Source organism: Leptospira hartskeerlii, assembly GCF_002811475.1.
Lineage (GTDB): Bacteria > Spirochaetota > Leptospiria > Leptospirales > Leptospiraceae > Leptospira_B > Leptospira_B hartskeerlii.
Genome location: NZ_NPDL01000002.1, coordinates 507,640 through 530,361 on the forward strand (window position 1 = coordinate 507,640; position 22,722 = coordinate 530,361).

A 22,722-nucleotide genomic window follows, 5' to 3' on the forward strand; every position below is an offset into this window, starting at 1 on the left:
ACCGGAATCGTTCAAGCGGAACCTTCTACTCTCTGTTACTCTTTTCTCATCCGAGCTTAGAGAAACTATATGCCAATAGAAAAACGAAAAGGATTTTTATCCAAACTCTCCTCCAAAATTTCCAGATACACTTCCAAATCTATCCATTCTCCTACCCAAGAAGAGAAGGAAGGATTTTTAAAGGCACAAAGATTGGCCTACCAATGTGTTACCGAGACTGAAAAGGAAATGCAAGAAGGTTGGACCGAACTCCAAGCAGTGAGGCGAATGGAAATATTCTTAAAGGATCATGGGGTCAAAGCATTCCTACATCGTCCTTTCGCTTGGTTCGGAGAACATGCAAGATTTGACGGTTATAAAAGATTTACTCAATTTCATCCGAGCAAAAGAAGATTACAAGCAAACGAATCTTTCATCTTAGATGTGTCTCCAGTCGTGGACGGATATATCGGAGACATAGGATATTCTTCTTCCTTAACCAAAAATCCGGAGTTGGATAACGGAATGAGATATCTATTAAAGCTCAGATCGGAACTTCCTAAATTGTTTTCTTCTTCCATGAGTTCTTCAGATATCTGGCATAAAATAGACCAGGACTCTAAACTAAATGGATTTGATAACGTTCATTCTTTGTATCCATTTGCAGTTCTTGGGCATAGAGTATATAAAGTACATTTACCTAATATTTCTTTTCCTATTCTGCCGATCAGTTTTGCGAGTTGGTTCAGTCTGCAAGGATCTTTCGAGTTCTTAAGCCATAAGGTTCTTCCTGAACTCTTGACCCCCGATCATGAAGGGGAGAAGACAGGTCTCTGGGCAATCGAACCTCATTTGGGAAGAGGCAAAACAGGTTTTAAATTCGAAGAGATCCTTGTGGTAGAAAAGGATAAGGCATATTGGTTGGACGACGAGGTCCCGCATGTACAAAAATACGGAAAATTATTGGAAGCAGTATGAAGTTAAATCATAAAATTATAATATTTTTGACTCTTTCGATTATAAATGTATGTAATCCATCCGGAATTAAAATAGGAGAACCTTATAAATTAGGAGATGTTCCTTCTTCCATTTCGGAGGTCCAAGACAAACGAGATCCTTTCTTCAATGGACTTAAAGTGGAAATGATCGATTTGCCAGGGCATGATGATCTAATTTTCGATCGTGCTAAAGAGTTTGGATACGCTTCCGGAATGGATGGCTGGATCTGGAGACTAAATTTTAAGACCGGAAAAGCGGAACAATGGATAAAACCGCCCGTGAATCCGGCTGGGATGCAATATTCAGATAAGACCAAGAATAAAATTTTAGTTTGTGCCTCCAGGCTCGGAGGAGAAACCTACGGCGAAAAAGATAGAGTCGGTCTTTACGAAGTGGATATTGAAACTAAAAAGATAGATCCGATCATATTAGATCTTCCTAAATTAGAAAAAGAAGAATTCGAAAAGGTATACCCTTTTTCGGAAATGCCGATCTTTTCCCTTCAGGATCTAAATTCTTCCAATTCGAGACCGTTCTCTTTATGTAATGATCTGGCTGTATCCGAGGACGGAAATCGTATCTATATCACGGAACCTTTCGAAAGACTTGATGCGGCGATGGGAAGTGGTGCAGTTCCGGAAGCGATAGGCCTTTATCCACACGGAAAACTTTGGATGTTAGATCGAAATAAAGAAACGATCTCGCTCGCTTTAAACGGATTTACTTTTGTGGATGGGATACTTCTCGAAAAGAGTGCCGATGGAAAAGAAGAGTCCGTCGTATTTACGGAAACCACTAAGTTTAGGATCATCCGAGCTTTCCTATCCGGAAAGGATCGGGGAAGTTTCGAAATACTTTTCGAAAATCTTCCCGGGCTTGCTGATGGATTGGAAAGAGATCAAAATGGAAGGATCTGGACAGGAATTATCAAGAAAAGATCCGGACTTGTGAACTTTGTGCATAAAAATCCATGGCTCAAGAAAGTGATCCTATCGTTGCCTCAGAAAATTCTGCCTATCTCTCATAATACCGGAATACTTGTGATCGATCCGAGCGGCAAAATACCTCTCTATTATTCTATGCATGATGGTTCTAAGATTAAAGATATTTCGGTATCGGTTCCTTTTGAGGATAGAGTATATTTTCCTTCTTTCGATAAAACTTCGAGAGGACTATATTCTTTGCCTATATCTTCTTTGGAAATTAAGGAATAAGAAATATATATTATATAAATATGATATATATTAGAACATCGGAGGGATGGTAACCGAAATACTTCCAGCATTTGTTCCGGTTTGTAAGTCCGTTCCGGAGCTGAAAGTAATGGTATGGGTCAAGGAACAGACTTGAGTGGCTCCTCCTCCGTCCCCGAGCCCGACTAGATCCATAGAAATAGAATACAGGTCGCCTGACGTAAACGATACTGTGGCAGGAAGACCGCCTGAACCATTGAGAGAGCCTATATAGCCGGAACATCCAGTTACTTGAAGATCGAAAGTGAATTCATTCAGGTACCAGGAATCAGGTATATTACGGACCCGCGCTAAATAAGAGCCCGTACTTGGATCGGATGAAGTAGGGGCAACGAGCACTAAACTGCCTGGAGAGATCTCTACATAAGGTTTGCCAAAATGATTCGTGAAGCCTAAAAGAAGTAATAAAACGCTAGCATCATTCTTTCGGGAAGTATCTAAGTCCTGCATGAACAAGAGAACGGTCCCACAATTGAATTGAGCTAAAATACAAAATAGGATAAAACGAGACTGCAACATACCGGATTTTTTCCATCTAACATAGATGTTACGAAAAATAACTATGAAAAAAAAGTCTGCCGGGAAGTATTCGTGAAATTTTTAATGAACTTCGACTGCAAGAAGTGTAACGTCATCTTGGAAACCTCTTGGGCCTACAAAAATTTGTAGTTCGGAGATCAGATCTTCCGCTACTTCCTGGATACCTGTATTCCTGCTCAGAATGGATAAAACTCTGCTCTCTCCGAATTCTTTTTTTTCCTGATCGAATTCTTCGAAAATCCCATCCGAAAAGAAAAAGATCCTATTCCCAGGAAGAAGAGGTACAGTCACATTCTTATAAGTAGCTTCTTTTTTCAGGCCTATGATGGGTCCTCTGGAATACAGATAATCCGCTCCTTCTTGTTTTTGTTTCAAGACTTGAGGAGGATGTCCAGCGGAAGAATAATACAGAACATTATTGTTCAAATCTATATCCGCCAATACTGCGGAGAATATAATATTGATACTTTTGTATTTTTGACAACAGGCTGTATTTAATAATTCTAATATACGAGAAGGTTGGGCTTTGGCGAATTTAATGCTTTCGAATTCCGCCTTAATAGTCATTGTAAGAAGCGCGGCCTGGACCCCATGACCTGTCGCATCCACTAAGAACAAACGAAAATAACCGGGCTCCAATTCAAAAATATCATAATAATCTCCTCCTATTTCGGACATAGGAAGATAATATGGATGAATAGAAACATTCTTACCGTTCAGGTTGAGAGTAGGCAATGTCTTTTGCTGTAACTTTTTAGCGAGAGAAAGGTCTCCTTTTAAAAGTTTCAAAGACTCATTTAGATTTTCCGTTCTTTCGACTACGATCTGTTCCAAGTTTATATTTAGTTTTTTGAGTTCTTCTCCTAGATCTTCCGCGAGCACAAAACCTTTGGAGAATCTTGAAGCAAGCAAGACGCATTGAGAAAGCACAAGTGCCAAAACTCCGTATGGGACCATATAGAAAGAATCTATAAACTTATTTAAATATAGTACATCATTTGCAACAGTGATCAAGTTAACGACTAGACTAAAAAAGCAAATTCTGGCTCCTTCTACCCTTTTTAAAGACATGAACGCCAGTCTGAAAAATAGATAGGTCAAAATTCCCAACATCATTAGTTCCAAGGAGTTGATGAAGAAGGACATGGTAAACAATTTTGTAGGAAAGAACGCGGCAGAAAAAACCAGAAGAATACTTAAGTAAAATGTAATGTTAAATACTCTGTCCTTTTTGAATTGTTCCTTGAATATGGATTGGACATACAGAATTGTTCCTGGCAAAAGTAAAAATAGGAATAGTATCTCTCCTCTTACCGAAAACTCGTAGTTTTTAAAGATCGGGAATACATTATAAAATATCCTTTCTCCATAAAAGGAAACTCTAAGAGCTATACACAAGCAGAGCACTGCAAAGAATAAAGCGGATGGGTCCCTTCTTCTCATTAAATAAAACGTAAAATGATATAACGACATCACAAACAAGGTCCCGAATGTGATGGAATCCAACATGGTGGCTCTTAACGAAATCTGTTGTATATCGGATGTGTTTCCTAACTGGATCGGATTCCAGATCCCGGAACCGTTCGAATATTTGAAATTCGAAACATGGATCAGGATCTCGAGTTCAGGTTTGTCTGAAATAAAGCTAAAAACTCCCGGTTTATATCCGGGAGAATATTCAGATTCTTCTTTTCCTACATTCCCCCCTCTGGAGATCTCCTTTCCATTTACGAACAACGTATAAGAGGAGCTGATGGAAGAGATCTTAAGACTGAGCTGCGTATTTGATTCAGGCAATAATACTTTTGCCTTATAAGTCGCGAAGCCGTGGCTCGGGTATTTATGAGTGACGTTACGCCCTTTGTCCCATTTTGCGGGGACTTTTATATAAGAGATTGAGGGTGGTTGCGGTTTAGATTTGAGATCGGGAAGAAGCTCATTCCAATAAAATTCCCATTCTCCATCTAAACTGATATTGCCGTCCTTTTGGAAATTCCATTGTCTTAGGTCCAAGATACCTTGTATGACTTTAGGGCTTTCCTTCCCTGGTTGACAGCCTAAAAAGAAGAAGAATAGTATAGATCCTAAGAACCAATGCGGTATTCTATTCTTGCCCAAAATCCGGATCTTCCTGCTAAGAAATTTCAATAGGCTTACGCTCTATATAGATTTCTGATAGCTAAAAATATTCGGATCGGATTTTTTTTAGGAAGAGAAACGCGGGTTAAGCTCTTCGTTTTTCGTCGAATGCCTGATGCGGTCCAGTATTTTAATCATAGAAGATAGCGAAGAAGAATACAAATGGATCCGAACTTTATTAGAAGGTATCGAATCCTTTACTCCTAAATGTACCCGGGTTTTGGATTTTCAAGAAGCCTTGAATAAGACCAAAACCGAGTTTTTTGACGTTATACTATTCCAATACAATTCCCAAAAAAGTTTAGAAGTTTTGGAGAAGTCCCGGATACTTCCTCCTCTTATCGCTATTGCAAAAGATCAGGAAAGTAAAGAATTACTTAAAAATTCCAAGCGCGACTTTGCAGATCTATTACTTAAACAGAACGTGAGTTCTGACCTTTTGGATCGATCTTTACGTTTAGTTTTACAAACAAGAACGACGGAAGAAAATCTAAACCTTCTTAAGATCGGGATTGAAAGATCCAAAGATATTTTTCTGATCACAGAAGTTTCTCCTATAGATGGACCCGGACCAAGGATCGTATATGTAAACGGTGCATTTGAAAGACTGACCGGTTATAAAAGAGAAGAGGTATTAGGAAAAACTCCTAGAATTCTACAAGGCCCTAAAACGGATAGGATTGTTCTCGATCGGATACGAAAGGCAATCTCAGAGGCCAAACCTTGTTTCGAAGAGCTCATTAATTACGACAAAGATGGAAAAGAATATTGGATTGAGATGGATATCTTTCCAATCGTGAATGAGCAAGGTATAGTCACTCACTTGATGGGAATAGAGAGAGACATTACGGAAAGACGAAATTCTGAAGAAAGACTTAGGCATTCTCAAAAAATGGAAGCAGTTGGACAACTCGCCGGCGGAATGGCGCATGACTTTAATAATTTATTAAATGTAATATTAGCAAATCTAGATCTTCTTGAAATGAAGTTGAAAGATTCTGAAGATCTAATGAAAAGGGTTCGGTCCGCACAAGACGCCATACAAAGGGGAGTCGAGATCAATAAAAGGCTTCTTGCTTTTTCAAGGAAGCAAGCTTTGAATCCTGAATCATGCGACGTAAACCGGGTATTGAAGGATTTTATTCCTATTCTGGATCGGATCAGAACTGAAAAAATAGAAATAGAATACGAGATTGCCGACGAAAAGACGGTTTGCGACATAGAAAAGACCGGACTTGAGACCGCTGTGCTCAATCTTGCTTTAAATGCAAGGGACGCTATGCCAGAAGGCGGTAAAATATTTATTTCTACCGGATTTGTGCGTAATGGAGATACAAAAGGACCTAAAATTTCCGGTTTGGAAGCAAAGGATTACCTTTTGGTTAACGTTACCGACACAGGGACAGGCATGGACGATAGTACTAAGGCTCGTATTTTCGATCCATTTTTTTCGACCAAAGGTGGTGGAAAAGGAACCGGTTTGGGATTGACCATGGTTTATGGTTTTGTAAAACAATCGAACGGTTTTCTAAAAGTTATCACCGCGCCGGAATATGGTTCTAGTTTTCTAATATTCTTGCCGGTACATGAGCAGGCAAAGAACGAGCAACTTATCGCAACCAAAAAGAAAACTTTGGTTATGGAAGAAAATCGAGAAACCGCTGAATTGGCCTGCGTATATTTGAGAGAACTGGGTTACGAACCTCATGTGAGTTCGGATATGAAACGATTGGCAAAATTTTTCTCAGGCGATCCAGAAATCTCTTTCGTATTGTTGGACCTCCAACTAGCGGATTCTAAAGGGATAGATCTGAAAAAAGAACTGGAAAGATTTGGCTCAAGAAAAATAATCGCTACCTCTTCGGGCCGGAAAGAAAGTTTAGAACTTCCTAATACTATTCCTCTGGTACGAAAACCTTATACCAAAAACTCTTTGAAAGAAGCGGTTCGCAAAATCGGAGAAATTCTTCCATGACGGATCTAAGAAATTCTAAAAAACTTCTGATCCTTGACGACGAAGAAGAGATCGCAAAGATCTTGGGAGAGATCGCTGTAGATTGCGGCTTCTCCGTTTCCTTATCCCATACAGCTCCCGATTTTTTAGATAAAGTAGATCCAAGTTTCGATTGTGTGATCTTAGATTTGATGATCCCTGGAATGGATGGAGTGGACGTAATCCGCTTCCTATCCGAGAAGGACGTTCACCCGGATGTGATCTTGATCTCGGGTGCGGACAGAAGGACGCTTCATAGTGCAGAAACATTAGCCGGAGAATATGGACTACATATCGCCGCGGTCATGGAAAAGCCCATCCGAGTTTCCGATATTAGAAATACATTATCTGCGATTGCTGAAAAAGAATCGGACATTTCTTCTCGTACTAAAACGGGCGGCAAAGGAAATTCGGGGCCTACCTTCGAAAAGGAAGAAGTTTTAGAAGGAGTTCGTTCCGATCAGTTCATATTATTTTATCAACCTAAATTCGATCTAAAAACAGGAAGGGTAGAAGGTTTCGAAGCCCTGGTGAGATGGAACCATCCCAAATTAGGATTGGTATTTCCTGATTCTTTTTTACCTCTGATGGAAAAAGAAACCAATATCTTAAATCTAATGACCGAGAAGATCATCGATCTTGCACTGGATGAGACAAGGATCTGGCATACGAATGGACGTAAACTTAGAGTAGCGGTTAACGTATCTCCTGTTACTTTGACTGAGCTGGATTTTCCCGAAAGGATACTTTCTAAAATTAAGAACAAAGGGATCCCTCAAAGTCAATTTCAAATGGAAATCACTGAAACTGGGTTTTTAGAGAACATTCGCTTTACTCAAGATATTTTAACAAGACTTAGGATCAGAGGGATCGGACTTTCCATCGATGATTTCGGTACAGGCTATTCTTCCCTGAAACAGTTGCATAGATTTCCATTTACTGAATTGAAGATAGATAAGTCCTTTGTTATGGATTCCCCAAGGGATAGAGAATCCTTGTTTATTTGTCAGGCTTCCATAGATTTAGGTCATAAGTTAGGAATGAATGTAGTCGCAGAAGGAATAGAGACTGCGGAAGTGGAAAGATTGATGAAAGAAGCTGGTTGTGACGTAGGGCAAGGCTATTATTATTCCAGACCTATTCATCCGGAAAAAATTCCAGAAATTCTTTCCAAATTCGGTTAACAATAATACCTTTGGTAAAATGTCCTCGGGAAAGAGTAATAAACTATCGGAACAAGCTCCGCTACCTCGACTTGCTCTCGAAAAAAGTTAACTTAAAGAAAATATAAAGTATTTTTACTCCGGCTTTCAGACTTCCGATCAGATTTCCACTGATCTTCGACTTCCCACTCTTTCGTGTTCGATAATTGACAGGAACTTCTTGGATCTTAAATTTTTTCCGGACCGCTTTAATTTGCATTTCTAAGTTCCATCCCCAAGTTGGATCTTGTAGATCCAAATCCAACAAAGATTGCCACCTTAGAACGCGAAACGGTCCGAGATCAGTGAATCTTATTCCGTAAAATATTCGGATCAAAAAGCAGGAAAGCCAATTTCCGAACTTCTGCAAGAATGACAAAGAACCAGGCTCCGCATTTCCTAAAGTTCTGGAACCTATCACAAAATTTGTATTTGGATCTTCGGAAAATTTAGAGAATAAGTCCTCTAAATTTTTAAGATCATCCGAACCATCCGCATCCATAAACACTATGAATTCAGGAGAAATTTTTCTCTCTTGAAGGTAATGAATGCCGGCTAAACAAGCGGCTCCGTAACCTCTTTTTTGTTCTTGGACTAAGATCACTCCTGAATCGATTGCTATCTGAGGAGTAGAATCCTTGGATCCATTGTCTAAGATTAAAATCTGTCGAGGCAAGATCCCAAATTCGAAGAGGGAATCCAAAACCTTAGGTAAAGATTCTTCTTCGTTTAAGGCGGGGATTAAAAATTTTGAATTTGCCCAGGGAGCTGACAAAAGGTCTATTCTCCTTTTCTGTTTTTAGAGATCCTAAAAAGTTCCTCAGTGGAATAGACACGGCTCTTTCCTGAGTTTAGATCTATATCTTCTTTATGAACTATCGTGGAAAAAGGATAAAAATTTTCTATTTCCGAGATCTTTTTGCGAAGAAGGTCCGAGTGAACATTCTCACTATTTTTTCTCATATGTTCCGCGTTGGATTCTTTAAGTCGAGTATGATAAATTTCGAATATGATTTTAGAATGTTCTTTTTCAATTCCGAAAAATAGATCTTTCCAAACCTTCGTTTCTCCCGGAAGGATGCGAGTATCGGCAACGAGCCTTGCCTTAGGATACCATTCCCATTCTTGTCCGAATTTGATTTCTTTGGTCGCCAGAGATTTACCTTTGGCGTCCAATAATGAAATTTTCAAAAGTATAAATCTTTCAGGATCTCCGGTCGGTATATTATGTGCAGCCTTTTCATTCGTAAGAGAAACTGAATATTCTAATTCGTTCCCTTTCTTCTTCCATTTAAGAGGCTCGATCTTCAGACCGGTTCTATATCCGCCAGGGATCTGTTTCTCATAGAGTTCGAATTTTTTCGGAACTCCTCCACCGATAAAGGAATGTTTGTGAGAAGTTCTAATCGGAGTGTCTAGTTCCGGTTTGACTAACTTACGTTGTAATTCGCCCATATGGCAGGAACCACAGGTGACTTTTCCGTGGGAATTCCCCTTTTGTTCCAACTCAATACCTGTTTTGAAAGCGCAGACCAATTGGTCGTCCAAAACATAATTTGCATTATGACAGTCTAGGCATCTGTTCCTCAATTTGTCTGGATCAATCTTGATAGGGTGAGGAGGTTTTGTAGTTCCATTTGCACCTAATACGTAGGAGTTCCCCTGCTCATCCAAGCGAACATGGCATACTGCACATGTAACTCCTTCTGCTTTCATCTTAGGATCAAAGTTTGGATTCGGTTCTTCTATTGGAGTTCTGTAATTTCCGTTATTTAGATAGTTGACCAATGTTTCTCTCTGGTTTGCAACCGGAGTATGGCAATTTAAACAAAGCCAACGAGGAGAAGAAGATTTAGAAAGTTCAGATTGGAACTGAAGATCTGAAAGGGCGTTTGCATGAGTGGATGTTTTCCATTCTGCATAAATTTCTACGTGGCATCTTCCGCAATTTTCTGCTCGAACTTCTCCTACTCCTGCAAGAGGAGGTAGGTAGGGTAGTGGCTTAGACCAAGGAGCCTGAGAGAACACCTCGTCCACTGGGATCGGCTTGTCCTTTGGTTTTGTAAAAATACAATAAAATAAACTTAGGGCTAATGATAAAGATAGAACAGCTAATGTTAAACTTCTTCTTTTATTTAAGAACATTATCTAGTTACTAAAGGATGGTTTTGATCTCCTTTAGAAGACCATTCCCACATAGATCCCGCGTAATTTTTTGCATTATAACCTAAAGAGACCAGAACCGACGTCATCCATCCTGATCTGACCCCTCCAGTACAATAAGAGATCACTGTCTTATCTTTGGAAATACCTAATTCATATAATTTAGAAACAATCTTGGATTCACTTAATAAATATCCATCTTTATCCAAAAATTGTTTATAATAGATCCATTTTGCTCCGGGAAGATGTCCTCCTCTGGATTCTCCGTAAGGAGTCTGCCCTAAAAATTCTCTTTCTTCTCTGGTGTCTATAAACGCGAATTTTTTATCAGAGAGTTCTGATTGGATCAATTTGGAATCCGCCGACCAATTTTTATTTTCCGATGTAGAAGCGTTAATTTTGGAAAGTATTTCAGGACGATTTGGAATAGGAGAGTTAGAAGCCTTCTGTAGAGCGTTAATTCCCCCATCTACTACAAAAGATTTAGAAAAACCTAATGTACGTAAAGACCATACGATCCTACCTTCTTCTCCCCAGCCTCCAGTAGGATCCCCAAATACTAATACGATCTTGCTCGCATCCAATCCTTTCTTGCGCAGTAGTTCTTTCGCTTCAGAAGTTTGGACTAAATTACCTTGGTTCGGAAATTCTTTTTGAGAGATCTCCTGCCAGCCCAATGGAACTGACCTGGAGAAAGTAGATATCTTGATCCCATCTCTCGCATCCACGAACACTGCACCTTGTTGGTGTAAAAACAACGCTTCAGGTGCACTAATAAACCATCCTCTGACTCCGGAAAGTTTTTCGGAGGCGAAGAGAGAATTAGAAGTTAGAAGAACTAAGGCAAGAGAAATTACGAGTTTCATTTGGGCTAACTTGGAATGTGGTTTAGAATTCGTCAATAAACAATACTAAAATTCCTATATAACAGAATATTTTTAATATTACAGATAAATATCCTGAGTTTTTACTGGTATCAAACTGTGAAAATGGAAATTGGCCTTGGAATTCGAAAGGAATAAAGAAAGAAGAAACCACATTCTGAGTCGCGCGAACCTAATTTGGATCCTGGCTTCTTTCGCTTATTTATTCATTTTTCTCTTTTGGGAAGTGAAGAACAAGGAAAGAAGTTTAACAGGAAGTTTATATATTCTTGGTTTTTGCGGATTAAGTATTGTTTATGGATTTCTATTTTTTACGAAAACTTTCGAAACTTCCGGAAGGTTGAATTTTGTTTTAGGACTTATTCTTCGCGTTGTTTTGATCTTTTCTGTCCCTATCTTTGAAGACGATTGGGCTCGTTATCTTTGGGATGGATGGATCAGTTCCGAAAAAGGAAATCCTTATGGGATCATTCCTGAATCTTTTTTTGGAGAGCTGGATCCGATTAGAGCGGAAATACTTTCTAGGATCAATCATCCGGATTGGCCTACTATCTATGGCCCGGTGTTAGAGATTTATTTTTATCTCGCTCATCTTCTATTTCCTTGGAGGCTCTGGGCACTCAAACTTTTTCTTTTGGTTCCGGACATTCTTCTATTTTTCTTGATCAGAACTAAATACGGGATTCGATCATCTTCTTTATATTTTTGGAATCCGATCCTGATTAAAGAGATTTTCCTAAATTCTCATCCGGATATTATAGGGATCTTTCTTTTATTTTATTCTTTTTATTTAGCGGAGAAGGGCAGGTATCGGTTAAGCTTTTTTATATGGGGGCTTAGTCTGGCTGTAAAAGGGTTCGGAGTCATGCTTTTTCCTTTTTTATTAAAATTGCATTGGGGCAGATATCATAATTGGAAAAAAGCGGGAGTAGATGCTATTTTTCCCATTTTAGGAATAACCTTACCTTATTCTCCTTTTCTATTTTTTTCTAAAGAGACCGATTTTGTCGCTCTGAGCAGATTTATAGGAAGTTTTACGTTCTTTCCTTTGGGTTATAATATTCTTTATGCAATATTTGGAGAATTTTCCAGAACTATCTGGGTTATCCCAACAGTTTTTAGTATATTACTATTTTTTAATAAAAAATATTCTTTCGACTTAGGAGAAGAGGAGAAGATCGGAATTACATTCTTCTTATTCTTCTACTTCTCTCCAGTTGTAAATGCCTGGTATCTACTTTGGATGTTTCCATTTTTGCTTGGGATACGAGGGGGCTTTTGGCCTTCTTGGGCGCTTTTGTTTTTGGGACAGTTCTCTTACTTGAACTACGCGAACTTGGGAGATTGGAAGTCCGTATTAGAAAAAGGGTATTACGCGCATCCTGATTGGATTCCTGCTTCGATAGGCATACTCTTTGTTCCCATTCTGCTAGTTTGGTATAGAACTCGGTTTTCTTCTAAAATCATCAAATCCTTGGGAAAATCTTCTACTTTAAGTTAAATCGGATTTTTTTCTCTTTTTGAAGAATTTTGATTGTTATTTTGAACAATATTTCCAATAAGTTGGATAAATAGTTATTATAACTGTTTGGAATAAACAAAATTCCGATCCAGTGGGGAGAACCGAGTATGCCAACGATCGATCCGATTGAAAGAGGTCTGATCCAATCTATTGGGACCTTGGTTCGTAAGAGGAGACAAGAGTTAGGTTTTTCTCTTGGGAAGCTTGCTGAATTATCTCAGGTAAGCCGAGGAATGCTGAGTCTTGTTGAATCGGGAAAGGCTGCGCCTTCCATCGCTTTATTATGGAAAATTTCGAAGGCGATCCGTTTGCCTTTGTCCAGTCTCATGGAATTTTCAAAGGAAGAATTTCCTAAAATTTACAGGAAAGAAGACTCCAGCGAAAATTCAGTAGAAGAGAATCAATATGTGATCCGTCCTCTTCTGCATGAAGAAACTAGATTTCAAACTAGACTATTTGAGATAAAACTTCTTTCCGGAGTTGCCAAAACATTTATTACAAAAGTGCAATCTAAACAGAGACAGAATTTATTCCTGCAATCAGGCGCGCTTCGTTTGAAAGTGGGTGGTAAATGGTTCGACTTACAAGAAGGAGACAGCATGACTTTCTTGGGAAAGGATCTACAAGAGCTCGCAAACTTAGGGGAAAAGGACTCCTATTTGATCTGGTCCTCTTCTCTTTCTGACGATTAAAATAGATCTTTCTTTCCGGCTTAAGTTTCACTTGGGCCAAAATCCTTTTTATAAATATGATATGTGTGCCTGATATATTCAGGGCCGCATATTTTCTTTTGAATCCAGATTACTTTATAAAAAGGTAATTTTTAATTTTTGAATATTCTGCTTTAACGGAAAATAAAGCCTCCTAAGTTCACAAAAAGTATTTTCTACAGTCATTTTGTTTCGTATTTTTTAGAGTTTACTCCGTTTTGTTTAAGAAATTGTTCTCTTATTACAATATATTATTTAATTAATTAGACAATATGTTCGTTATATTGAAATAAACCTGGTGAAAACAGAGCCTTTCCTCGACTTTGTGCTTAGAGTCCGCTGTGGAATAAACATGAGGGAACCCCGACCGGACCAGCATTTAGGAGAACAAAATGAAAAATACGCTCATTAATTCGAGCCTCCTGGCAATTGCGCTGGGATTACTCGGGAATTGTGGAGAGGGATCTTCCGACAGTTCTGCACTCGCGTTAGCTGCAATTGGAGGAGGAACTTCCAGTGTAAAGGTGGCAAGCGCTTCCGATCTTGCGATCGAATCTGCGGATGATTATAACGCGAACCAATACGGCCTGATCACTGCATCTACTTTGAGAACTTGGGTGACCGATTGGGCAAACAATAAGCCTTCAGGTATTACCGGCAACTTAGTGATCTTCCAAGCAAACAAAGTGGGAGCGGATGCGAATAAAAGTTTGATCCTTCCTACTACTGGAGTAAAAGTTTTTGTTTCCGTTTCAGGAAACAATACTGCGCTTTATTCTTGGAAAACTTTTAGAGAGACCAGATACAACGGTTTGATCTCTATTCCAGGCAGCACTGCAACCACAGGTGGAAATGGAATTATAAGTGGCGCTAGCATTGACGAATGGTTCCAAACTTACGGCTTGGATCCAACTAAGGACCTGATCGTATTTGCAAGCGGTAACGGAGACAATTATGGAGCAATCGGCCACCAACATTACGCATTAAGATATTGGGGTATAGCTCACGAGCATCTTGCTATCCTGAATGGAACTATCAAGGGTCAATTCCCGGAAACGGAATTGGGTAATGATACGGACGAATCTGTTCCACCTTTGAACGGAACTTTCTCAGTCAGACAACTGAAGAATATAGATAACAGGATCCTAACATTAAGTATCGAAGATACGATTGAAGTCGCTAAGAACAACGGACATCATAGTGTAAAAGGACTTTCTTCGAATGTTTTAATCTCGGACAATAGAACCGCGAACAATAACAACGATATCAGTGTATATACTTCCACTGCCGGATGGCAGGAGTATAACGGAGGAGAGAACACTACCGGGACAACAAAATCTGCAGGTGGAGCTGTTGCGTTCGAAGGTCACTTGAAAGGTGCAGTATTTGTTCCTCACTACAACGTGATCGATCGTACTTCTTTGGACAATGGTTATGCTTATTCCACTTCTGCAGCAGGGACTTTCAATACTTTGAAGTTTAAATCCAAAGCGGACGTTAAAGATATCTGGGACACTTACGGGACTACAGGCGGACCTAACTCAGGTGCACCCGCATACGAAGAAGGCCAAACGATTCTTCAATACTGCAGAACTAATACCAGAACTCAGACCAGCGGTATTTCTACTCAGCTGATCTTAGGACGTCCTTCTGTGTTCTTAGAAGATGGATGGAGTATTTTCGGATTCTTAGCTGGAAACTTCCCTGCTGCGAATTTTAACGACGATGTAACTGCGGGAGCTTCTTCCTATCCTTCCGTTCCGGTTAAATTTGCAGCGGATGTCCAAGGTGCGATCGAGTCAGGCGCAAGAGGATCCGGAGATGGACCACACTATAATACAGGTGTGAAAAAATCCACAGTGGATTATTTCCAAATCAACTCTTCAGCTACTACGACCAAACAAGCATTCGTGGAAGACTGGAATTACAAAAACCAATAAGCCGCGACTTACATAAACTGGGCGGGGATAAACCGCCCTTTTTCGATTCTGTAACATAAGATAAAAAGAGGGAGTTACTGCTTTATGAAAATATTATATATCTACGCGCTTATCTGCGCTTTATTTTTCTCTTCGTTAGGAAATATTTTGGCCTCCGGTGGATTCGGAGGAGGCGGAGTGGCCGGACAAGCGCTTCGTGGAAAAGAAAGGGAAAAGTTCAATCTAGGCAAGGCAATCTATAACGGAGAAGTCGCCTTAGATGCTAAGAAAGAAGATCTAGCAAAATCTCAGAAAAACCGTTTGGAATACCTACAAGGTTCTTTGCCTAACTCAGAAAAAGGAAGGGTAAACCTGGAGGATTTGGCAGGCAAATTATCCGAAGAACAGATTTCCGCTTTGGAATTTTTCGTAAGTATCCGCTTCAACGTGAAGTTGGAGGAAAAGAAGGATTAATCAGGGAATCATCATATAATGAAATATTTATTTAAGAAGGGAGTTTTTCTTCCCCTTCTATTTTTGGCTCAGCCTATTTTTATTGAGGAATTATTCTCTCAGACGGTTTGGGCTCCTTACCAAAGACAATTATGGGTTCGGACTACTGCAGTGAATTCCGTTTATGATTCGGCATATGTAGGTAAATATCATACAACTTACGACGATGATGTTCGGATCAACGTAGGTGCGCTCGCTTTCGAGTATGGGATTACTGATAGACTTACCGTGGATCTGCAGACCGGTTTCGGTAAATTGGGAAGAGTTCAATTGATAGATCGCTATTTTGGGACCTTAACTTCTGCGGAGCAACCCGATAAGTACGGGATCATAGATTCCAGAGCAGGCTTACGTTATAAGGTCATTGATGAATATGATTATGAATCTATCTGGGTCCCGACGATCAGTGTGAGGTTAGGCGGGATTAAAAAGGGCGATTATGATAGAAACCCTCAGGCTCTGGGAGATGGAGCTAACGGTGCAGAAGTAAATATCTACTTAGGTAAAGACTTTAATGTTTGGGGACTTGGCGCTCTGGGTGAATGGAGTTATAGAAGAAGAGAAAAACCTGTGCCAGACGATGTTCTCTATTACGGAGCATTATACAAACGTTTCTTGGATTCGTTCATCTTCATTGTTGGAAGTAGAGGACAGATCGGCCAGGGAGGATATGCGTTTGCGGACCCAAGAGGAACTCCTCCTTTAAACTTGATCCAAGTAGATCCGCCTTCTATCGCTCCTTTCGGACAAGATTGGTACAACTATTATCTGGAACACGAAAGGCCAGCATGGGGAAGAAAGGAAATATATCATAATCTAGAAGTGAGTTTAGGTTATACGGATAAATATGGGAATTACTATAACTTCTTCTATTCTCATACCTATTCCGGATATAACACCGCAATCTTGAGAACCTTCGGGTTCCTGATCAATTTTCCGTTTAACTTGTAGATCGGAGGAGAATATGTTCGGTTTAAAAATTAGAAATTTAGGAATTCGTTTATTGCTAATTACTTTTTTGGGAGCCTGTGATGCTCCGGAGTATCTCACTCCGTATCAAAAGTTCGCTTTGGTGCAACCTGTTCAGGTATTCGAGACTTCTCAACTTTTGTCGGTATCTAACGACGACTATAATAATAATACGTATGGACTGATCACTGCATCCACATTGGAATCTTGGAGAACAAATTGGGCAGCGAACCATCCTTCTGCGATCAGTGGACGATTGATTATTTTTCAGATCAGCGGAGGAGCGCTTTCCGGTTCTTATGTAAGACCTGAGATGGGAGTGAGAGTGTATGGGATCACAGCAACTTCTACAGATTATACTTTTTTTGGTCAGACTAGATTTAACGGTCTGATCGATACTGAGACAATCGTTCCGGAAGGAAAGAATATAGATGTATTCTTGAAACGTTTCGGCGTGAATCCTGCAACCGATCTGATTGTTCTGGCTCAGGACGTTCCAAGCGACGGGAACCTAATGTTAACATTACGTTCCTGGTATACATTATATTATTGGGGATTGGAAAGGACTCATCTCGCAGTTTTGAACGGAGCAGTTTCCACTAAGATCGCCGCATCTCAAATTATCGGTGGGTCTTCCTACACTGTTCCTACAACTAGCGGAGCAGGTACTGTAGGAAGTTTATATAGAGATCATACGATCTTGCAGGCCACACTCGCGGATGTTTTTAATGCCGTCCAAGGTATAACGAATCCAACATTCGAAAGTTCCACTCCTGCACCTGCTGGAGGAAGTTTCATTTTAGATGCAAGATCCACTGCTGAATACGATGGGACTGGAACCACTGTAGGACCTTCTAACTTGACTTGTGCGGATACTCCTAGTTGTTATACGCCTTTCGAAGGTCATATCAAAGGGGCAAAAAGTATTCCGTTTGCGAACTTCATCAACGCGAATAAGGAGTTCCTACCGAAATCGGATCTCCAAAATCTTCTATCTACAAACGGATATACGGAAGGCCAAACGATCATTGCATATTGTAGAACTAATGTGAGGTCTTCTATCACCGGATTTGCAACTCTTGCTATCCTTGGATATCCTACCAGATTTTACGACGGTTCTTGGGTAGAATGGGGATCACTTGCATACGATTCGAATGGTAACTGGTCCAATATAAGCGCGGTATCCGCTTGGAGAACGGATCGTTCTTCTGTGACCGAGTCGATTACGTATAACGTTGGAAAATCTGGAATAGACGCATCAAATATTTCTAATTTAGGAACCTATTTCACACCGGAACGCAGCTTTGCGAAAGGTACGAACGATATCATAGACCAAGATAAAAAATATCTCTCAGGTTCAGCCTCTTCCGGAGGAGGGGGAGGCGGTAGTTCAGGAGGAGGTGGAGGAGGAAATCCTTGCGGAGGATAACTCCCACATTCTTCTTTGCCGCAATGATTGCGGCTGCCTTCTTCTTAATATTTTGCAAAGAAGAAGGGTTTCACCAGAGGCATTGGGCATTCCCCCTCGAATCCCAAGGCTCGCTTACAGTCGATCCGAACCCGGCCTCTTGCGCGAGCTGCCATTTACAACAGTTCGGTTCCTGGAAGGCGACTCTTCACTCCCGGGCCGTTGGCCCGGGCTTTCTTTGGCAATTACCTAGGATCGGAAAACACGGATCCGAAAATTGTATGAACTGTCATAGCCCAAATCCAGAAACTAAAACTTTATTACTTTCTCGTTTAGGCTGGGGAGAAGTTTCAGACTCTAGTTGGAAATCAGGCTCTGAAGAAAACGGGGTCCAATGCACGAGCTGCCATCTCCGAAAAGGAAAAGTGTACGGACCATTTCCTAAAGATAGAATATTCCAAAATTCGAATATTTCCCATGAAGGTTTTATCCCTCGAAAAGAATTCGAAGAATCTGAATTCTGTAAAAACTGTCACCAATCTCCTGGGACTTCAAAACAGGTGAATGGAAAATTCCTGATGGATACTTATGGGCAATGGAGAAAGTCCGAATTTGCAAAATCGAATATTCATTGCCAGAACTGTCATATGCCTGACAGAAGACATGAATGGAAAGGGATCTCTGATCCGGAAATGGTAAGACGAGGAGTCCAAACTTCTTTACAAGTTTTACAAAAAGAAGAAGGAGCCGAAATTATTTCTGAACTAAAAAACTCCGGTGTAGGACATCTATTTCCCAGTTATTCTGTTCCAAAAGTATATTTAGAAGTTTGGACAGAGTCTATTTCAGGAGAAAGAAGAAAGATCTCCGAAAAAACACTTGGCTGGATGTTAGATCTGGAATTGCAGAAGGAGATTTTTGATACAAGACTTTCTCCTGGAGAATCTGTTCTTATTCGCGTTAACTTATCCAAGGAACAATTTTCCAAACTCAAACGAGTCGAGTTCATCGTCATAGTAGATCCAAAGGAATATTATAAAAGAATGTTCCAAGACAATTGGAATTACAGAGATACTTTCCGCGAAGATACAAAATCTTGGGTTTTGCCAAATCTCAAAAAAGCACTGGACGAAGCGAGTTCAGCTAAATATGAATTGGTCCGTCTAGAGTGGAAAAAAACAATTTCCGAATAAACGGACCTTCTCAATACTCATTCCGAGTATGGCATCTCTGATAGAAGAACCGGAATTTCCTAAATTGATAAGCGCTTATAGAGCAGCCTTAAGGAGAAGATATTCCAGAGATAATCTTTCTAAGTATCCAAAGTTCTCTTCTATCCCTGAAGAGAAGGTAGATTTGCTTGTTCGTTATTTTCTGGAACTTCTATATCCTGAATATGAAGGCCGAAAAAAATTAGATGGAGCATTCGAGTCATTGGCTGGATTTGTACATTCCCCACCTAAGGTGTTTGGGCTTTTAGGTTCCTTGAGTATGGCGGTGTTTAAATTAGGTCGTCATTTAAAATCGGCATTCCAAGCAGGTTTTGCAGCATTACATTCTTATGTAACCGCTCACAGATTCGAAGAGATCATGTTCTCCAAGGCAAAAGAGTTATTAAAAGAAGGAAAGGATCTCCAAAACAAATCTATCTTTAATCAAGTGCTTGCTTCTGTTTCTAAAAAGGATGCGGACGAATTCAGGGAAGATATCTTAAAACTATTCGCAACACTTTCCGATAAAGATCTTCTTTCTAAGATCAAACAGCTTATGGATGCAGTTATTCAAACAATGAAGTCTAAGCCTAAAACATACACTCCGCAAGAGATAGAAGGTATCATGCTAGGCGCCGGAATTCTCACAAAAGGAGAAGAACTATTTGCGGGAATGACTAAAGGAGAAATGGATCTGATCTTAGAAGCGATTGATCAAGTGGAGAAGGACTCGTTTGAAGAAGCGATTGCTTCTGTTAGAGGTAAATAACCCTGCCGACGGTCGGAGTCGAACCGACACGAGGTTGCCCTCGCTGGATTTTGAATCCAGTGCGTCTACCAATTCCACCACATCGGCGGGTTTTATAATTCCGTATTGGATCAGGAATCGAGTTCGATGTATTTGCCCTTACCACGGGCAACGATTTTACCGATCTCATTCTCTATTTCGGCTCTGTTTTCGATCACTTTTTTGTTCTTTTTAACGAACCAGCCACGTAAATGCAGAGGTTGATTTACTTGCGCAGGTTGTAAGAAGCGGATCGTCAACTCGCCAGTTGTTGTTTTAAAATTCATCGCCTCATTGATTTTGGCCATGATTTCGTCCAAAATAGTAGCGATGATTCCGGGATGGATCACGTCCGGAGACCCTTGGAACTTTTCAGGAACCGTATAGTCACCGTAAGCGGTTTTAGTGTCCTCATCAAAGGTGATCTTTAACTGAAGACCATCCGGATTGTCAGGACTGGACCCGAAGCTCAGGTTTTCCCGAACCGTTGATTTCATATATGTCAAGTTATTACTTAACATTCATGGTGTCAATCCGAAAAAGCTACTGATTGCTGTTTAAGAACGACGTAATGTTCTGTCGAAAATAATAGGTAAGAATCTTTTAGATGACTGCACTTCTCTTATTACTAGGACTTCTTTCTGCGGGAGCAGGAGCGTATACTTTATTCAGAGATCCGAATAGATCTTCAGGAAGTTCTGCGCCTTCTCCAGGTGGCGGAAGTTCAGGCGGAGGCGGCGGTCCTGGATCAGGCGGTTCCGGTGCAGGAACTCCTTCTTCAGCCGACAGAGGAAAACTAGTCAACGTAGGAGACCAAGATTCTCCTGCTTCTTCATCTTCTCCGCCGCAGAAAGCCGCCGGACAACCGGACGCTGGGAAGCCGGATCAAGAATGGAGTCCTCCTTCCGGAAGCGGTGAAAAACCGAACTACCCAGGATTAAAGAAGAAGGATAAATTACAACTTCCTCATGCAACGGATGATATCATTCGGAATAACTCTCGTTATGCGCATCATAGAAGACCTCTTTTACATTCGGAAGCATTAGTAGATAAAGAAAATTTCTTAGCTGCGTTGGAGATCTTAAAGAGGACTAACGCTAGAATTCCTGATTCGGATATTAATGAAAAAATAGATAATAATATCCAAGCGATAGAAGATCATATCAACTCTCCTCCCGAGGAAGAGACTTATACTCCGGACGATCCGAATTATTCAGGACCTCCGATTCCGATGGGAGATCTTGTTAAGGCCATCAAGGAGATCAGCCAAGCTTTAGGCGGAAGTCTCTCCCAGGGATTTGCAAATCCGATCCAAATCCAAGCGCCTTCGGCACAAGCACCTTCGGGAACAGAGTTACCTAAACTTCCTGCTGAATTTCCTCCAGGACCTGTATCTTATCAAATTATTTCTTATGCTCCTTCTTCGGGGCCGATGCCTCCACCGCCGCCAGGTGCGCCTATCTCTTACGGTGCGGGAGTTCCTTCACCTCCTGGTGGATTTCCGCCTGGACCAGGTGGGGCACCTCCAGGTGATGGACCAGGCCCTGTAGGTCCGGAAGATTTTGAGCCTCCCGGACCTTCTCCAAAACCGAAAGATGAACATCTTGATCCGAATGAGATGGATCTTCCGGAAGATACATTCTTCTCGGATGAATGGGATAAGTTTAAGGACCTTCCTCTTGTTGATAGAAGGACAGGAGAAGATCGTCGTTCCCAAGGAGAAAGAAGAGGAGGAGAAGGCTCTCGTAAAGACAGAAGAGGGGAAGACGATAGAAGAAAACAAGATCTCTTCCAAGAGAGAGATGATTATCTCAAGAAGAAGGCGGAAGAAAAACGCCAAGAAAGAGAAGAGCAAGCATTCGAAGAACCTTTACCTCAGGATTGGCCAAGGCCCGAATATCCTCTTTCAGATCAGATCCCAGGTTATGCAGCACCTGTTCTTCCTCAGTTGGATCTGGTTCCGATCCGTTTACCTGATCCGGAAGATAAACTTGTCCGAGGAGAACCTGAAGGAACTCCTCAAGCAGCTCCAGTTCCTAGTGGAGAAGCCGCTCCTGCGCCAGGTCCGATAGAATTACCTAAAATCGATCTTCCTGATCCTGTAGATGAAACCAAGCATGAAGAATATACGCCTGAAATTCCTCCGTTAGCTGGACCAGGTGCACCTACTGGATCTGCACCTTCTCCTGTTCCAAATGCAGAAGAGGCTCCTGAAATTGAAGTATTGGATGGAGGTCTCGAACCTTTAGACCAGGATCGTCCTGAAAGCCAAAGCGGAGGCGGGGACGACGAACCTAAAATGATCCATGGTATTCTGGAGTTAAAACCTCCGGAAGTGGATGATGCTCCCTTCTTGACCTTGACTTACGATTTTGGAAAGATACCTCACTCATTCAAACTTTCTAAGAATTACAGTATTATGGAATACTCATATTATAAGTATAAACCAATGCTGATCAAGGCCCAAGAATTCGCTCGTCGTAAAATGTTGAAGAATGCTTTGAATTATTATCGTGTTATTAAATCGCAAA

General features: G+C 40.7%; 19 protein-coding genes and 1 tRNA gene. 13 read left to right on the plus strand and 7 right to left on the minus strand.

The window, feature by feature from the left end; translation table 11 throughout:
• Window positions 1-69 precede the first annotated feature (69 nt).
• Complete coding sequence (locus CH352_RS05290) at window positions 70-957, plus strand: M24 family metallopeptidase (RefSeq protein WP_100705337.1); 888 nt, start codon at window positions 70-72, stop codon at window positions 955-957.
• Window positions 954-2,192, plus strand: a complete 1,239-nt coding sequence (locus tag CH352_RS05295; protein WP_100705336.1) for an SMP-30/gluconolactonase/LRE family protein — start codon at window positions 954-956, stop codon at window positions 2,190-2,192. The genes CH352_RS05290 and CH352_RS05295 overlap by 4 nt, the downstream gene beginning before the upstream one ends.
• Before the next feature lie 30 nt (window positions 2,193-2,222).
• On the opposite strand, the gene CH352_RS05300 is transcribed toward CH352_RS05295, so the two are convergent.
• Window positions 2,223-2,750 (minus strand): hypothetical protein, encoded by a 528-nt coding sequence (locus tag CH352_RS05300; protein WP_100705335.1) that lies wholly within the window; start codon window positions 2,748-2,750, stop codon window positions 2,223-2,225.
• A gap of 81 nt (window positions 2,751-2,831) precedes the next feature.
• The gene (locus CH352_RS05305; protein ID WP_100705748.1) at window positions 2,832-4,889 is read right to left on the minus strand and encodes a PP2C family protein-serine/threonine phosphatase; all 2,058 of its coding nucleotides are present in this window, start codon (window positions 4,887-4,889) and stop codon (window positions 2,832-2,834) included.
• Window positions 4,890-5,025: 136 nt separating this feature from the next.
• Here CH352_RS05305 and CH352_RS05310 point away from each other — a divergent pair, with 136 nt between their 5' ends.
• Entirely contained in the window at window positions 5,026-6,885 is a 1,860-nt protein-coding gene (locus CH352_RS05310) for a PAS domain S-box protein (RefSeq protein WP_100705334.1), read from the plus strand.
• Window positions 6,882-8,087 (plus strand): EAL domain-containing response regulator, encoded by a 1,206-nt coding sequence (locus tag CH352_RS05315; RefSeq protein ID WP_100705333.1) that lies wholly within the window; start codon window positions 6,882-6,884, stop codon window positions 8,085-8,087. Before CH352_RS05310 ends, CH352_RS05315 begins: the two co-directional genes overlap by 4 nt.
• Window positions 8,088-8,148: 61 nt before the next feature.
• Here the strand turns inward: CH352_RS05315 and CH352_RS05320 are convergent, their stop codons facing one another.
• Genes CH352_RS05320 through CH352_RS05330 form a run of 3 tightly spaced genes read right to left on the minus strand, consistent with a single transcriptional unit; the run spans window position 8,149 to window position 11,134 of the window.
• Window positions 8,149-8,880 (minus strand): glycosyltransferase family 2 protein, encoded by a 732-nt coding sequence (locus CH352_RS05320; RefSeq protein WP_100705332.1) that lies wholly within the window; start codon window positions 8,878-8,880, stop codon window positions 8,149-8,151.
• Between the two features lie 5 nt (window positions 8,881-8,885).
• Window positions 8,886-10,250: a multiheme c-type cytochrome gene (locus tag CH352_RS05325; RefSeq protein WP_100705331.1), complete on the minus strand. Its 1,365-nt coding sequence runs from the start codon at window positions 10,248-10,250 to the stop codon at window positions 8,886-8,888.
• A complete protein-coding gene (locus tag CH352_RS05330) occupies window positions 10,250-11,134 on the minus strand; it encodes a sulfurtransferase (RefSeq protein WP_100705330.1) in 885 nt (294 codons plus the stop codon). The genes CH352_RS05325 and CH352_RS05330 overlap by 1 nt, the downstream gene beginning before the upstream one ends.
• 136 nt (window positions 11,135-11,270) lie before the next feature.
• On the opposite strand from CH352_RS05330, the gene CH352_RS05335 reads away from it, so the two are divergent.
• From CH352_RS05335 to CH352_RS05370, 8 genes are all read left to right on the plus strand, one after another.
• On the plus strand, window positions 11,271-12,653 hold the full coding sequence (locus tag CH352_RS05335; RefSeq protein WP_100705329.1) for a hypothetical protein: 1,383 nt from the start codon (window positions 11,271-11,273) through the stop codon (window positions 12,651-12,653).
• A gap of 128 nt (window positions 12,654-12,781) precedes the next feature.
• Window positions 12,782-13,366 carry a helix-turn-helix domain-containing protein gene (locus CH352_RS05340; protein WP_100705328.1) on the plus strand — a complete coding sequence of 195 codons (585 nt, stop codon included), beginning with the start codon at window positions 12,782-12,784 and terminating at the stop codon, window positions 13,364-13,366.
• A gap of 410 nt (window positions 13,367-13,776) precedes the next feature.
• Window positions 13,777-15,324 (plus strand): sulfurtransferase, encoded by a 1,548-nt coding sequence (locus tag CH352_RS05345; RefSeq protein ID WP_100705327.1) that lies wholly within the window; start codon window positions 13,777-13,779, stop codon window positions 15,322-15,324.
• Window positions 15,325-15,408: 84 nt separating this feature from the next.
• Window positions 15,409-15,777: a hypothetical protein gene (locus CH352_RS05350; protein ID WP_100705326.1), complete on the plus strand. Its 369-nt coding sequence runs from the start codon at window positions 15,409-15,411 to the stop codon at window positions 15,775-15,777.
• An 18-nt stretch (window positions 15,778-15,795) separates the two neighbouring features.
• The gene (locus CH352_RS05355) at window positions 15,796-16,767 is read left to right on the plus strand and encodes a hypothetical protein (RefSeq protein WP_100705325.1); all 972 of its coding nucleotides are present in this window, start codon (window positions 15,796-15,798) and stop codon (window positions 16,765-16,767) included.
• 13 nt (window positions 16,768-16,780) lie between these two features.
• Window positions 16,781-18,214, plus strand: coding sequence for a sulfurtransferase (locus CH352_RS05360; protein ID WP_100705324.1), 1,434 nt, complete (start codon window positions 16,781-16,783; stop codon window positions 18,212-18,214).
• Entirely contained in the window at window positions 18,202-19,386 is a 1,185-nt protein-coding gene (locus CH352_RS05365; protein ID WP_100705323.1) for a multiheme c-type cytochrome, read from the plus strand. Before CH352_RS05360 ends, CH352_RS05365 begins: the two co-directional genes overlap by 13 nt.
• 28 nt (window positions 19,387-19,414) lie before the next feature.
• Window positions 19,415-20,173: a hypothetical protein gene (locus CH352_RS05370; RefSeq protein WP_100705322.1), complete on the plus strand. Its 759-nt coding sequence runs from the start codon at window positions 19,415-19,417 to the stop codon at window positions 20,171-20,173.
• A gap of 3 nt (window positions 20,174-20,176) precedes the next feature.
• On the opposite strand, the gene CH352_RS05375 is transcribed toward CH352_RS05370, so the two are convergent.
• Window positions 20,177-20,260 (minus strand) — tRNA-Leu (locus CH352_RS05375).
• A gap of 23 nt (window positions 20,261-20,283) precedes the next feature.
• A complete protein-coding gene (locus tag CH352_RS05380; protein ID WP_008595600.1) occupies window positions 20,284-20,688 on the minus strand; it encodes a PaaI family thioesterase in 405 nt (134 codons plus the stop codon).
• Window positions 20,689-20,798: 110 nt separating this feature from the next.
• Here CH352_RS05380 and CH352_RS05385 point away from each other — a divergent pair.
• On the plus strand, window positions 20,799-22,722 hold a 1,924-nt coding region (locus CH352_RS05385), incomplete at its 3' end, for an NADH-quinone oxidoreductase subunit E (protein WP_100733505.1).

Coding starts and splice junctions, on each gene's coding strand:
- CH352_RS05355 (WP_100705325.1), top strand. CDS start 15,796: ATGAAATATTTATTTAAGAAGGGAGTTTTTCTTCCCCTTCTATTTTTG.
- CH352_RS05310 (WP_100705334.1), top strand. CDS start 5,026: ATGCGGTCCAGTATTTTAATCATAGAAGATAGCGAAGAAGAATACAAA.
- CH352_RS05360 (WP_100705324.1), top strand. CDS start 16,781: ATGTTCGGTTTAAAAATTAGAAATTTAGGAATTCGTTTATTGCTAATT.
- CH352_RS05295 (WP_100705336.1), top strand. CDS start 954: ATGAAGTTAAATCATAAAATTATAATATTTTTGACTCTTTCGATTATA.
- CH352_RS05315 (WP_100705333.1), top strand. CDS start 6,882: ATGACGGATCTAAGAAATTCTAAAAAACTTCTGATCCTTGACGACGAA.
- CH352_RS05330 (WP_100705330.1), bottom strand. CDS start 11,134: ATGAAACTCGTAATTTCTCTTGCCTTAGTTCTTCTAACTTCTAATTCT.
- CH352_RS05290 (WP_100705337.1), top strand. CDS start 70: ATGCCAATAGAAAAACGAAAAGGATTTTTATCCAAACTCTCCTCCAAA.
- CH352_RS05345 (WP_100705327.1), top strand. CDS start 13,777: ATGAAAAATACGCTCATTAATTCGAGCCTCCTGGCAATTGCGCTGGGA.
- CH352_RS05350 (WP_100705326.1), top strand. CDS start 15,409: ATGAAAATATTATATATCTACGCGCTTATCTGCGCTTTATTTTTCTCT.
- CH352_RS05380 (WP_008595600.1), bottom strand. CDS start 20,688: ATGAAATCAACGGTTCGGGAAAACCTGAGCTTCGGGTCCAGTCCTGAC.
- CH352_RS05340 (WP_100705328.1), top strand. CDS start 12,782: ATGCCAACGATCGATCCGATTGAAAGAGGTCTGATCCAATCTATTGGG.
- CH352_RS05325 (WP_100705331.1), bottom strand. CDS start 10,250: ATGTTCTTAAATAAAAGAAGAAGTTTAACATTAGCTGTTCTATCTTTA.
- CH352_RS05300 (WP_100705335.1), bottom strand. CDS start 2,750: ATGTTGCAGTCTCGTTTTATCCTATTTTGTATTTTAGCTCAATTCAAT.
- CH352_RS05370 (WP_100705322.1), top strand. CDS start 19,415: ATGGCATCTCTGATAGAAGAACCGGAATTTCCTAAATTGATAAGCGCT.